Source organism: Nesterenkonia sp. Act20 (genome assembly GCF_019173455.1).
Taxonomy (GTDB): domain Bacteria; phylum Actinomycetota; class Actinomycetes; order Actinomycetales; family Micrococcaceae; genus Nesterenkonia.
This window is the reverse complement of sequence record NZ_JADPQH010000002.1, coordinates 129,063-141,582: the sequence shown is the minus strand read 5'-3', so window position 1 is coordinate 141,582 and position 12,520 is coordinate 129,063. Positions and strand designations below refer to the sequence as shown.

Sequence of the window (12,520 nt, the reverse complement as noted above, 5' to 3'; positions counted from 1 at the left end):
TCCTAGGGATCCCGCATCTGCCCTCGTCCCGGCCGCTCGGGAAGCATCCGTGGGGTCGAACCTGTTGTACTCCGCAAGCACACCTTCTTCACCTATTCACCAGGAGCAGCTATGGAACCGCAGACCGAAGCAGCAGGCCAGGGTATGGAGTTCGACGTCATCGTGATCGGCGGTGGAGCCGTGGGGGAGAACGCGGCCGACCGCGCGGTCCAGGGCGGTCTGAGCGTCGTCGTCGTCGAGGCCGAACTGGTGGGCGGTGAATGCTCCTACTGGGCCTGCATCCCCTCAAAGGTGCTGCTGCGTTCTCCGCAGGCGCTGCGCTCCGCCCAGCAGGTGCCCGGCGCGGCCGAGGCGGTGACCGGGACCCTCGACGTCGAGGCCGTCCTGGCTCGCCGCGACTCCTTCACCAGCGGATGGAAGGACGACGGTCAGGCGAAGTGGCTCGACGGCGCCGGGATCAGCCTGATCCGCGGCCAGGGTCGTCTCACCGGGCCCAAGCAGGTCACCGTCACCGCCGAGGACGGATCGGAGACGCAGCTCACGGCGCGCCACGCGGTGACTCTCGCGACCGGCTCCGCTGCGGCCATCGCACCGATCGAAGGTTTGGCGGAGGCTCACCCCTGGACCAGCCGGGAGGCCACCAGCGCGCATGCCATCCCGAAGAGCCTTGCGATCATCGGCGGCGGCGTGGTCGCGGTCGAGATGGCCAGCGCGTATGCCTCCCTGGGGGCCGAGGTCACGGTGATTGCACGCCGCGGGCTGCTCGGCGGGATGGAACCCTTCGCCGGCGAGCTGGTCGGGAAGGCCTTGGAAGAGCAGGGTGTGACGCTGCGGTTGAACACGACCCCGGAGCGAGTCTCCCGCTCGGCGGACGAGGTGCGGATCGAAGTCTCGGAGGGAGAGGACGTCCTGACTCAGGAAGTGCTCGCGGCGACTGGACGGTCCCCGCGCACGGGGGACCTGGGCCTGGAGAGCATCGGGCTGGAGCCGGGGACCTGGATCGAGACCGATGACACCATGCAGGTGCCTGGTTTCGACTGGCTCTACGCGGTGGGCGATGTGACCCATCGGGCGCTGCTGACCCACCAGGGCAAGTACCAGGCCCGTGCCGCGGGAGACGTGATCGTGGCGCGTGCGAAGGGCGCTGTGGTGCAGGACCAGCCCTGGGGAGCCCATGTCGCGACCGCAGATCATGCGGCCGTCCCGCAGGTCACCTTCAGTGACCCGGAGGTGGCCTCGGTGGGGCTCACCGCGGCGGCCGCCCGCGAGGCGGGCTACACCATCCGCGTGGTGGATTATGAGATCGGCGACGTCGCCGGGTCGGCGGTGAAGTCCGAGCCCCACACGGGGACCGCCCGGATGGTGGTCGACGAGGAGCGCAAGGTCATCCTCGGCATGACCTTCGTCGGATCCGAGGTCAGCGAGCTGCTCCAGGCCGCCACGATCGCGGTCACCGCCGAGGTTCCGCTGGATCGGCTCTGGCACGCGGTCCCAGCCTTCCCCACGGTCAACGAGGTCTGGCTGCGCCTGCTCGAGACCTACGGCCGCCCAGTGTAAAGCCACCCACGTTGAGCGGCGGAAAGTCCGAGCACTTCAGGCCTAGAACCGCATGAAGTAGGCGGAGAATCCGCCCCTCAACGCAAGGGGGTGATGCTAGGTGGGCTGGTCCACCTTTGCGGGAGGGCCGGCCCAGCGTCCTGAGCGCACTCCCTTGTAGTAGATCCTGCCGGCCACCAGCGAGACGATGAACAGCACCGCCATCGGAATCAGCACGATGTAGACGCTGCCGGTGGCCATCATGAGCGGAATGGCCAACGCGGTGATCAGTCCGCCGCCGAAGAACGGCTCGAAGAACAGCTGCTTATAGCCGAAGGCCTCCAGGGCAGGTGATTCGTCGTAAGGGTCTGCCACCCGCAGCAGCACCAGGCCGGTGGCGGTCACACCCATGGATTGGCCGAAGTCTGCGATGCCGCGCTCCAGCCAGAACTCCGGGATGATGCGCGGAGTGAAGACCAGCAGGATGGTGGTGCAGAACAGGATGCCCGCCACCGAGAGGATCAGGAAGGTCTCCCAGTAGGCGGCGATGGCGTCCAGGGAGATTGTCGCCAGGGCCGCGACGATCAGGATGTCCAGGGCGAGGCCCTGGATGCGCTTCATGGTCTCGTGGTCCAGAAGGCTGGTGTTGCCGGTGCGATCAAGGACCACCTGGACGATCACGCCGCCGATCATGGCCAGTGGAAAGAGCGGAACATAGCCCAGCAGCGTCAGCCCGTCCTCGGACCAGGGTGATCCGGGCTGCCCCCAGAGCTGATTCTCGACCCACACGAGCCCCTCGAGGATGAGCCACCCGATGATGATGGCCAGCCCGACGACGGCGACGTGCAGCGTCAGCGGTTCGATCGAGCTGGGTCGTGATGTCATCCGTCCGGCAGAGATGTTCTCCTTGTCGCTGTAGAGTCCCCGCAGCTCGGACTTCGACTGTTCGGACACATTCTTGATGACGCGTGTGCGCCCGGTGCGCACGCCCCAGTTGATCACGGAGATGCCGATGATGATGCCGAAGACCAGGCCTACGGTGGCGATGGCCAGGGCGAGGTCGGTGGCTTCCGGGATGCCCATGTCATCGAAGGCCGGGGCCATTCCTGCCGCGGTGCCGTGCCCACCCTCGAAGGCGATCTCGATCAGTGCGCCGAAGACGGGATCGACCCCGAGCAGCGGGGAGAGCACCAGCAGTCCGAGCACGATTCCGACGACGTACTGGCCCGAGCCGTAGGCCACTCCAATGGAGAGCTGCGGGCCGACCAGCTTAGCCACGCGGACGGGGGAGGGGATGCGCGAGCCCAGGAACAGGGTGGCGAAGACGACGGAGATCAGCAGGCCGGGCAGCTCGGCCCAGATGTCCACGATCCCGGTGGTGAGCAGTCCGCCATCTTCCAGCCAGGCCCAACCGAGGGGTTCTCCGAGTCGACCGATCACCTGTGGGCCGACGATGAGACCGATGAATCCGGCGATGATGGCGCTGGGTAGGAGCAGCTTCTGGATGAACGGCACTTTCACGCGGACGTATTTGCCGAGCAGCATCACCGATGCCAGCAGCACGATCGCGAACCCGACTACCTCTGGACTCATCGGATGCCCCTCTCCGAAGTGGACCGCCCCGGCGGCCATGCGTGTGGGGAGAATAAAACCACACTTCAAGCGCGGGTAGCCAGGGTTGAGCCGCTCGAGAGTGCCCGCGGCACCCCAAGCCCGCACCACCCCGCACCACCCCGCACCCAACCCCGTTGAGCGGCGGAATCTACGAGTACTTTGGGCCAAAACCGCTTCAACTATTCGGAGAATCCGCCGCTCAACGCAAGGGGGTGCTCAGCGCAGGATCTGGGGCTGGCGGCGCTGGGCCGCGAGGCGGACCGGCGCGTTGGCCGCCCCGTAACCGTCGTAGGTTCCTACGCGCTGGACCATCTCCAGGAAAAGTCCGCCGATGCTCGGCGTGTAGAAGTGGATGAACTCGCCCTGCTCATCGCGGTCGTAGAGCAGATTGAGCTCCTTGAGCCGGGCAAGGTACTCGGCGTCCAGCCCGAAGCGCGCCTCGACGTCCGCGTAGTAGTTGTTCGGGATCTTGAGGAAATGCAGCCCTCGGTCATGCGCGTCCTGCGCGAGTCCGATGATATCGGTGCAGGTCACGGCGATATGCCGCGGCGGCAGCGGGGCTGTGGGGGGTGCAAGGTTCAGCGGAAGGCGCACGGTGCCGTCCGCGGTGCGCATCACCTGGCTGCGCATCAGCCCCTGCGGGCTGGGCACGTTCTCCGGTGCCTGAGCTTCGAGCCCGAGCACGCTGTGGAAGAAGAGCACCGTCTCCTCAAACTCGTGCCAGCGGTAGGAGAGGTTGATGTGGTCCACGGCGTGCGTGGAGTCCAACGCTGGCTGCCCGCCGTGGAATTCGCTGACCCAGGTGTCCTCGGCGGGCGCATCATTCCAGTAGATCACCGTGCCATCCGGGGCTCCCAGTGCCTTGAGCTCGTGGTCCCCGGCATAGGTGCGTCGGAACACGACCGGGGCGCCCAGGGCGGCCCCGCGCGCGAGGGCCTGGCCTGCGTCGTCGACCAGAAGGCCGATCGCCGAGAGGTGAGGTTCGGGCTGCTGGCTCTGCTCGTTGAGGATGACGCGGGTGGAGCCCATGGTCCAGAGTCGGACCTGCTTGGTCCGGTGCTTGCCGCGGAAGGTGAAGCCGAGCTGGTTCAGGGTCTCGTCGGCCTGGCCGAGATCGCTGCCGGTGATCTCCACGAAGTCGACGCTGCGCGGGGCCTGGGCGGCGGGCAGGCGATCGGCGCTCCAGCCGTTGGCCTCCGAGGTGCGGTCGGCCAGCCAGGTCAATGACCGTCGAGCATGGGCGGCCGTCCCGGTGACATCGGTCTGTCGGAAGGTGTCGTTGAAGACCTCCAGCGAGAGCGGTCCGGTGTATCCGGCCATGAGCACATGGGTCAAGAAGCTGCTCAGGTCGAAAGAGCCCTCACCAGGGAAGAGGCGATGGTGTCGGCTCCAGGAGAGGACGTCCATGTCGAGCTGGGGAGCATCGGCGAGCTGCAGGAAGAAGATCTTGTCACCATCGATGTCCTCGATTGCAGCGGGGTCGTGTCCGCGCGCCAGGATGTGAAAGCTGTCCAGACAAGTGCCGAGATTCGTGCGGTCCGCGAGCTGCACGAGTCTCCACGCGTGTCGGTAGTCGTTGACGTAGCGGCCCCAGGCCAGCGCCTCATAGGCGATGCGGATGCCATATCCGGCGGCAAGGTCCGCCAGGGCGCCGAGCTGGGCGGCGGCCACGGCGTCGTCGTCGATCGTCGCGGTCCCGGCGTTGCTGCAGACCAGGATGGTGTCGGCGCCCAGCCGGTTCATCAGCTGGAACTTGGCCTCGGCGCGGCGCAGATTCTCGGCGAGCAGCTCTTCGGTCACCCCTTCGAAGTCTCGGAAGGGCTGGAAGAGGTCGATCCTTAGTCCCAGGCGCTGACACAGTGCACGGATCTCTTCGGGGGATTCATAGGAGACGGTGAGGTCCGCGTCCATGATCTCCACCCCGTCGAAGCCAGCATCGGCGCAGGCGTGGAGTTTGTCGGTGAGGCTTCCGGAGAGGCAGACAGTCGCGATAGAGGTGCGCATGCTCGCAATGTACCAAACATTACATTCCGGGCCCATGGCTGGGACTCGCATGCACCTCTCCCCAGCGTTGAGCGGCGGAACCTACGAGTACATTGGGCCAAAACCGCCTCAACTAGTCGGAGAATCCGCCACTCAGCGGGGATGGGGGAGCCACTCAGCGGGGACGGGAACCCCCCCCCCCAACGGGGAGGAGTCGCTGGTCGGTAGGATCGGGCCATGGATCAGGACGAGCAGCAAGACTCTGCGCAGCCCGTTGCGCCGGGGGCGACGCGCAATGAGTTCGTGCGCTCACTGTCCACCGGGCTCAAGGTGCTGGAGTCCTTCTCTGCGGCCGAGCCGAAGCTCACGCTCTCCGAGGTCGCGCGGCGCAGCGGTGTCAGTCGAGCCACGGCGCGGCGCATGCTGCTGACCCTGGTGCACGAGGGATACGCCTATACCGATGGTCGCGTCTTCGAGCTGACGCCGAAGGTGCTCGGCCTTGGGCAGGGGTATTGGTCGGGGAGGGGCTGGCACGAGCTGCTGCAGCCTTCCCTCAGTGAGCTCTCGGTGCAGCTGGCCGAATCCTGCTCTGCCGCGCTGTTGGTGGGTGACGAGGTGATGTACGTCTGCCGGGTGCACACCCGGCGCATCATGCGCATCGACCTCGCCCTGGGCACCAAGCTTCCCGCCTTCGTGACCTCCATGGGTCGGGTGCTGCTGGCCGAGCTCGACGACGAGACGCTGCGGCACCGGATGCAGACGATGCCGCGCACCGCGTTCACCCAGCGCACGGTCACCGATCCAGAGAAGCTGCTCGGAATCATCACCGGCGTCCGCGTAAAAGGATACGCCGTGGTGGACGAGGAGCTCGAAGAGGGTCTGCGCTCAGTGGCGGTGCCGGTGCGGGACGCCAAGGGATCCATCGTGCTCTCGCTGAACACCTCCATCTCTGCGGGCCGGGAGTCGGCGGCCGAATCAGTGGAACGCACACTCCCGCATCTGCTGCGCTGTGCTGAGACGGTGGAAGACCTGATACGGTCCCTGGGCGACGACGTCGGCCGGCTCACCGTGCCGCAGAGCCTCTAGTTACGGCACAGCCTCTAGTCACCGCAAAGCCTCTAGTCACCCCGGCACCTCTGGAAAAACTTCACCTGCAGGACTATGCTCGGTACACATAGCGCACAAGTGTTTGCATAGCGAACAACACAGGCAGGAAGCTCATATGCAGGACATCTTCGTCTACAGCGGCGTACGCACCCCCTTCGGCAAGGTCGGCGGGGCCCTCGCAGGCCAGCGCCCCGATGACCTGGCCGAACTGGTGATCTCCACGCTCGTGGAGCAGGCACCAGGACTTGATCCCGAGAACGCCGGGGAGATCGTCGGCGAGGTCATCTTCGGCAACGCCAACGGTGCTGGTGAGGAGAACCGCAACGTGGCCCGCATGGCCTGGCTGCTGGCAAAGCTGCCGGTGAGTGTGCCCGCCACCACGATCAACCGGCTCTGCGGGTCCTCCCTGGACGCGGCCATCTCCGGTGCCCGGCAGATCGCGCTCGGCGAGACCGACGTCATCCTTGCCGGGGGTGTGGAGTCCATGTCCCGCGCTCCGTGGGTGCTGCCCAAGACCGAACGGCCCTTCCCGATGGCGAATCTCGAGCTCGCGAACACCACCCTGGGCTGGCGGCTGATCAACGAACGCATGCCCAAGGAATGGACCATCTCCTTGGGCGAGGCCACCGAGCAGCTGCGCGAGAAGTACGGCATCGACCGTGAGCGGCAGGACGCCTTCGCCGCGCGCTCCCACGAACTCGCTGCCCGCGCCTGGGAGGACGGTCGCTTCACCGACCTCACCGTGAACGTGCCCGGAGTGGACCTGGACCGTGACGAGACCATCCGCGCCGGAGTCACCGAGCAGAAGCTCGCCGGGCTGCGCACCGTGTTCCGCGCCGAGAACGGCACCGTCACCGCAGGCAATGCCTCCCCGATGAACGACGGAGCCTCGGCGGTCTGGCTCGGCTCCGCCGCCGGAGGCGAGAAGCTCGGACTCACCCCGAAGGTGCGCATCGCAGGCTGGGCGGCCGCGGCCGATGAGCCGCAATACTTCGGCTATGCCCCCGTGGAGGCCAGCAACAAGGCGCTGAAGCGCGCCGGAATCGGCTGGGGTGAGGTCGGGGCGGTGGAACTCAACGAAGCCTTCGCCGCCCAGTCCCTGGCCTGCCTGGACGCCTGGGACATCGACCCCGAGATCGTCAACGCCTGGGGTGGGGCCATCGCGATCGGGCACCCGTTGGGTGCCTCCGGGACCCGCGTGCTCGCCACGCTGGCGCAGCGCATGGAAGCCAGCGGAGAACGCTGGGGTGTCGCGACGCTGTGCATCGGCGTGGGCCAGGGCCTCGCCGTCGTCCTGGAAAACGCCACCAGCCAGACATCACCCACCAGCCAGACGCCCCAGACCAGCTGAGAACTGAAGGATGAACCCATGACTGAATTTGTCGACACGGCCGCAGAGGCCGTCGCAAGAGTGCAGGACGGCTCCACCGTGCTGCTCGGAGGCTTCGGCAACGCCGGACAGCCCATGGAGCTCATCGACGCGCTCCTGGAGTCCGGGACCACGGGGCTCACCGTGGTCAGCAACAACGCCGGACAGGGTGATCGCGGCCTCGCGCTGCTGATCAAGGAACGCCGCGTGCGCAAGGTGATCTGCTCCTTCCCTCGGCAGTCCGACTCCTGGCACTTTGACGAGGCCTACCGCGCCGGAGACATCGAGCTCGAGCTCGTCCCGCAGGGCAACCTCGCCGAACGGCTGCGCGCCGCGGGCGCCGGCATCGGAGCCTTCTTCACACCCACCGGCTACGGCACCAGCCTCGCCGAGGGCAAGGAGGCCCGCGAGATCGACGGCCGCCACTACGTGCTCGAGTATCCGATCCGCGGGGACGTGGCGCTGATCAAGGCACACACCGCCGACGACGCCGGCAACCTCCTCTACCGCAAGACCGCCAGGAACTTCGGCCCGGTCATGGCAACCGCCGCCGCGCACACGGTCGTCCAGGTCCAGCAGCGTGTCCCCGTGGGATCGATCGACCCGGAACACGTGGTCACACCCGGCATCTACGTCGACACGGTCACCGCGCTCGACGCCGAGCCCGACCGGCCCGGCAACCAACCGGGAGGCCAGCCGGAGAACCAGCAAGAAGCCCAGCCCCAGGAGGCGAAGCACGCATGAGCACCGAGAACAGCACCAGCGGCACCACCCTCTCCCGTGAGGACCTCGCCCGGCTCGTGGCCGCAGACATCGCCCCCGGCTCCTACGTGAACCTCGGCATCGGACAGCCCACCAAGGTCTCGGACCACCTCCGCGCCGACCAGCAGATCACCCTGCACACAGAGAACGGCATGTTGGGCATGGGGCCCGAAGCGCACGGCGAGGAGATCGACGAGGAGCTCATCAACGCCGGGAAGATCCCGGTGACCGAGCACCCCGGCGCCAGCTACTTCCATCAGGCCGACTCCTTCGCCATCATGCGCGGCGGCCACCTCGATGTCTGCGTGCTCGGCGCCTTCCAGGTCTCCGCCGCGGGAGACCTGGCCAATTGGTCCACCGGGGCGCCGGACGCGATCCCCGCCGTGGGCGGCGCCATGGACCTGGCCATCGGCGCCAAAGAGGTCTTCGTGATGATGTCTCTCTTCGCCAAGGATGGGACGCCGAAGATCGTGGCCGACTGCACCTATCCGCTGACCGGACTGGCCTGCGTGAGCCGGATCTACACCGACCACGGGGTCTTCCTGATCGATCAGGGCGAGGACGGCCCGTCGGTCACGCTGCGCGAGGCCCACGGGATGAGCCCGCAGGAGCTTGCCGATCGGCTCGACTTTCCCCTCACCCTGCCCGCGAACAACAGCTGAACACCTGCGCTCGCCCAGTGGGGCTGAATCTGCTGGTATAGTTGACAGCTGTGCCCAGGCGAGGGGGCGACGTCGGCGGATCAGCTTCCGCGGATATCAGCCCCGTGATCGACGAGGCGAACTGCAGGACTTCATACCCGCCGCTCAGCGCGCGGAGAGCCTGGACTTCACTTGTCGTTGGCCTGGATCAATACGCATCCAACCAACGAAGGACAAATACCATGGCTGACAAGATCGTCATTCCCGCGACCAAGCGCACCGAATTCGGCAAGGGCGCAGCCCGCAAAGCACGCCGCGATGACCTCATCCCCGCAGTGGTCTATGGCCACGGCGAAGAGCCCATCCACGTGACTCTCCCGGGACACCAGACCCACCTGGCAGTGCGTAACCCCAACGCGCTGATCACCCTGGACATCGAGGGCACCGAGCAGCTGGTCATCCCCAAGGCCATCCAGCGCGCCATCATCAAGCGCAACATCGACCACATGGACCTGCTGACCGTGCGCCGCGGTGAGAAGGTCGTCGTCGACGTCTACGTCGAGGTCACAGGCGAGCCCGCCGTCGGCTTCGAGTGGATCCTGGAGCAGGCCACCGTCTCCATCGAGGCCGAGGCGACCCACCTGCCCGAGCACGTGATCGTGGACATCACCGACCGCGACGAGAACGCCCTCCCGGAGCACATCCAGCTGCCCAAGGGAGTCACGCTGGCGCTGTCCGATATGGAATCCCCGATCGTCTCGATCCATGAGCCCACCGAGCAGGACCTGGGCGATGAGGAAGAGACCACCGAGGGTGAGGACGCCGATGGCGAGTCCACCGAGGGTGAAGGCGAAGAAGAGTCCGCGGAGAACTCCGAGGACAACGAGTCCTGATCGGCTCGACGCACAACCTCCACTAGGCTCGAAGCATGGCTTCGCAGACGTGGATGATAGCGGGACTCGGTAACCCCGGGTCCCGCTATCGTCATACCCGGCACAATATCGGGCACATGGTGCTCGATGAACTCCTCGAGAGAATGGACGCGAACTACTCGCGCACCAAGCTCGGGGCCAAGGCCGTCGCGGCCCGGTTGGGCCCGGGCGGACCGAAGGTCGTCTTCGCGATCTCCGAGGGATATATGAACGTCTCGGGCAAACCCGTGCGTGGGCTGATGGATTACTTCTCTGTGCCCACCGAGAACCTGATCGTGGTCCACGATGAGGTCGACCTCGACTTCGGCCGCGCGAAGCTCAAGCGCGGCGGGTCCGAGGGCGGACATAACGGGCTCAAGTCGATCACCACTCATCTGGGTGGGGACCGAGATTACCTGCGGGTCCGGGCAGGCGTCGGACGGCCCCCTGGCCAGATGGACACTGCGGACTACGTGCTGCAGAAGTTCAGCGCCGCGGAGCAGAAGGAGCTTCCGCTGTTCATCTCACGGCTGGCAGATGCCGTGGAGACCCTCGTCGCCGATGGGCTGACGGCGGCCCAGAACGCGGTGCATTGAGCCGCTGCCCGCGCCCTGGGCCGGCGGTGACCAGAGGGTCACTGAGCCGAAGGTGACCAAGCCGGTCACTGAGCCGAAGGTGACCAAGCCGGTCACTGAGCCGGAGGTGACCAAGCCGGTCACTGGGCCGAAGGTGACCAGACGGTCACTGCGTCAGCGTTGATCAACCGGACTTAGGCCCGAGCCTGATCAGCCCCGGCCAGCGATCCAGGCGCTGACCTCGCGCGCCTGAAGATCCACGAACTTGCGCATATACGGCTCGGCGGCAGCCTTGATCTTCTTGCCGATCAGCGGGATGTTGACATTGACCTCACCGCGGACGGTGGAGAGCGTCTCCTGGTCTCCGCGCGCGTGCAGGTTCTGCGCCGAGGTCGCCGAAACCGGAGCCGAGGAGATCTTCACCTCGGTGTCCGCCCGGCGCGATCCGTCTGCGTCGGGTGCACCCCAGGAGTGGGTCACATGCACTGTGACCTGACCTTTGATGACCTTCTTGGCGATGTCGGGCAGCTTGTCCGCTGCCATCGACTGTTCTGTGACGATTTCGAAGGCGCCATCCAGGGGTCCGTTGACCTCGAAGCTCAGCAGCTCAGCGCCGACCTTCTTGGACAGGTGCTCATTGAAGTCGCGATCAGCATAGGCCTCGATGATGTTCTGCGCGCTGTGCGGAATCACGAGTTCGGTTTCAAGTGCCACGGGCAATCTCCTTCAAGTAGGTCAAGAGCTGTCTCGCGGAAGGTCCCCCGAGATCAGCCGCGCAACGTTCCCATTGTAAAGTTGCTCCGGTGACCTTCATGACTATTCTCCTGCTCTTGGGCGGGTTCGTCCTGCTCGTCGCCGGCGGCGAAGCGCTCGTCCGCGGTGCCTCCTCGCTCGGCAAGACCGTGGGACTGTCCTCCCTGATCATCGGGCTGACAGTGGTCTCCTCGGCGACCTCGGCGCCCGAGCTCGCGGTCAGCGCCGGTGCGGCACTGAGCGGCTCGCCAGGGCTGGCGGTCGGCAACGTCGTCGGCAGCAACATCGCCAACATCCTCTTCGTCATGGGCCTGACCGCCGTGTTCGGGGCGCTGATGGTCAAGGTGCAGCTGATCAAGGCCGACATCCCGATCATGATCGGACTCTCGGTCATCGCCCTGTTGTTCTGCCTGGACGGCACCGTCAGCACCCTGGAAGGGTCCACGTTGGTCGGGCTGCTCCTGGTCTACCTCGTGGTCACGATCGTCCTCGCCCGGCGGCAGACCCAGCGGGCGAAGAACGAGACGGCATCCGGGGACGACGACGCCGCCAGCCCCGCCGCCAGCAACGCTGCCAGCAACGCCCCCAGCGACTCCGTGAAGCCCACCCGGACGCTGCGCACCTCGAAGCGGCGCTCCACGCTGGTGGATCTGGTGCTGCTCATCGTCGGCATCGCCTTGCTGGTCGCCGGGGCGCAGATGCTGGTGAGCGCCTCCACCACCATTGCACAGGCGCTGGGCGTCAGCGACCTGATCATCGGTCTGACCATCGTGGCCATCGGCACCTCGCTGCCGGAGCTGGCGACCAGCGTCATCGCGGCCCTGCGCGGGGAACGGGACATGGCCGTGGGCAACCTGGTCGGCAGCAACATCTTCAACATCGGCGCCGTGCTCGGCCTCACCGCGGTCATCGCCCCCGGCGGGATCGAGGTGGACCCCGCGGCTGTGCACTTCGACCTGCCGGTGATGATCGCCACTGCGCTGGTGCTGCTGCCGCTGGCCTTCACCGCCGCGGCGATCGGACGCTGGGAGGGCGCGCTGCTCGTGCTGCTCTACGGCGCCTACGTCACCTACCTGGTGCTCGATGCCTCAACCCATGCGGCGCTGCAGCCCTTCAATGCGGCCATGCTGTGGTTCGTGCTGCCGATCACCGCGCTCTGGCTCGCGGCGCTGGTGGGCTACGAGGTCGGGGTGCTGCGCAGCCGCAGGGCCGCCCGCACCTAGAGGGGGAACACCGAGTATCCTGTATGAGGCCGACTCTGCGGGCCCT

General features: G+C 66.5%; 11 protein-coding genes. 8 read left to right on the top strand and 3 right to left on the bottom strand.

The genetic code is table 11. The features are described from left to right. The first annotated feature begins 111 nt into the window (after positions 1-111). Complete coding sequence (locus IY716_RS10290; protein ID WP_255316739.1) at positions 112-1,557, top strand: NAD(P)/FAD-dependent oxidoreductase; 1,446 nt, start codon at positions 112-114, stop codon at positions 1,555-1,557. Between the two features lie 96 nt (positions 1,558-1,653). Here IY716_RS10290 and IY716_RS10285 read toward each other — a convergent pair whose 3' ends face one another. Both IY716_RS10285 and IY716_RS10280 read right to left on the bottom strand, forming a co-directional pair. Next, positions 1,654-3,129: a sodium/glutamate symporter gene (locus tag IY716_RS10285; RefSeq protein ID WP_218221625.1), complete on the bottom strand. Its 1,476-nt coding sequence runs from the start codon at positions 3,127-3,129 to the stop codon at positions 1,654-1,656. A 237-nt stretch (positions 3,130-3,366) separates the two neighbouring features. Further along, entirely contained in the window at positions 3,367-5,154 is a 1,788-nt protein-coding gene (locus tag IY716_RS10280) for a sugar phosphate isomerase/epimerase and 4-hydroxyphenylpyruvate domain-containing protein (RefSeq protein WP_218221624.1), read from the bottom strand. A gap of 216 nt (positions 5,155-5,370) precedes the next feature. Here IY716_RS10280 and IY716_RS10275 point away from each other — a divergent pair, with 216 nt between their 5' ends. The 6 genes from IY716_RS10275 (at position 5,371) to pth (ending at position 10,519) form a co-directional block, all read left to right on the top strand. After that, positions 5,371-6,219, top strand: coding sequence for an IclR family transcriptional regulator C-terminal domain-containing protein (locus tag IY716_RS10275; protein WP_218221623.1), 849 nt, complete (start codon positions 5,371-5,373; stop codon positions 6,217-6,219). A gap of 136 nt (positions 6,220-6,355) precedes the next feature. Continuing rightward, positions 6,356-7,591 (top strand): thiolase family protein, encoded by a 1,236-nt coding sequence (locus IY716_RS10270; protein WP_218221622.1) that lies wholly within the window; start codon positions 6,356-6,358, stop codon positions 7,589-7,591. An 18-nt stretch (positions 7,592-7,609) separates the two neighbouring features. After that, positions 7,610-8,353, top strand: coding sequence for a 3-oxoacid CoA-transferase subunit A (locus tag IY716_RS10265; protein ID WP_218221621.1), 744 nt, complete (start codon positions 7,610-7,612; stop codon positions 8,351-8,353). Further along, on the top strand, positions 8,350-9,033 hold the full coding sequence (locus IY716_RS10260) for a 3-oxoacid CoA-transferase subunit B (protein WP_218221620.1): 684 nt from the start codon (positions 8,350-8,352) through the stop codon (positions 9,031-9,033). The genes IY716_RS10265 and IY716_RS10260 overlap by 4 nt, the downstream gene beginning before the upstream one ends. Positions 9,034-9,254: 221 nt before the next feature. Next, positions 9,255-9,905 carry a 50S ribosomal protein L25/general stress protein Ctc gene (locus IY716_RS10255; RefSeq protein ID WP_218221619.1) on the top strand — a complete coding sequence of 217 codons (651 nt, stop codon included), beginning with the start codon at positions 9,255-9,257 and terminating at the stop codon, positions 9,903-9,905. 35 nt (positions 9,906-9,940) lie between these two features. Then, positions 9,941-10,519: an aminoacyl-tRNA hydrolase gene (gene pth / locus IY716_RS10250; RefSeq protein ID WP_218221618.1), complete on the top strand. Its 579-nt coding sequence runs from the start codon at positions 9,941-9,943 to the stop codon at positions 10,517-10,519. A gap of 189 nt (positions 10,520-10,708) precedes the next feature. Here the strand turns inward: pth and IY716_RS10245 are convergent, their stop codons facing one another. Beyond that, a complete protein-coding gene (locus tag IY716_RS10245; protein WP_218221617.1) occupies positions 10,709-11,212 on the bottom strand; it encodes a DUF2505 domain-containing protein in 504 nt (167 codons plus the stop codon). Positions 11,213-11,310: 98 nt separating this feature from the next. Between IY716_RS10245 and IY716_RS10240 the strand changes: the two genes are divergently transcribed. Next, on the top strand, positions 11,311-12,474 hold the full coding sequence (locus IY716_RS10240) for a calcium/sodium antiporter (RefSeq protein ID WP_218221616.1): 1,164 nt from the start codon (positions 11,311-11,313) through the stop codon (positions 12,472-12,474). Positions 12,475-12,520 lie beyond the last annotated feature (46 nt).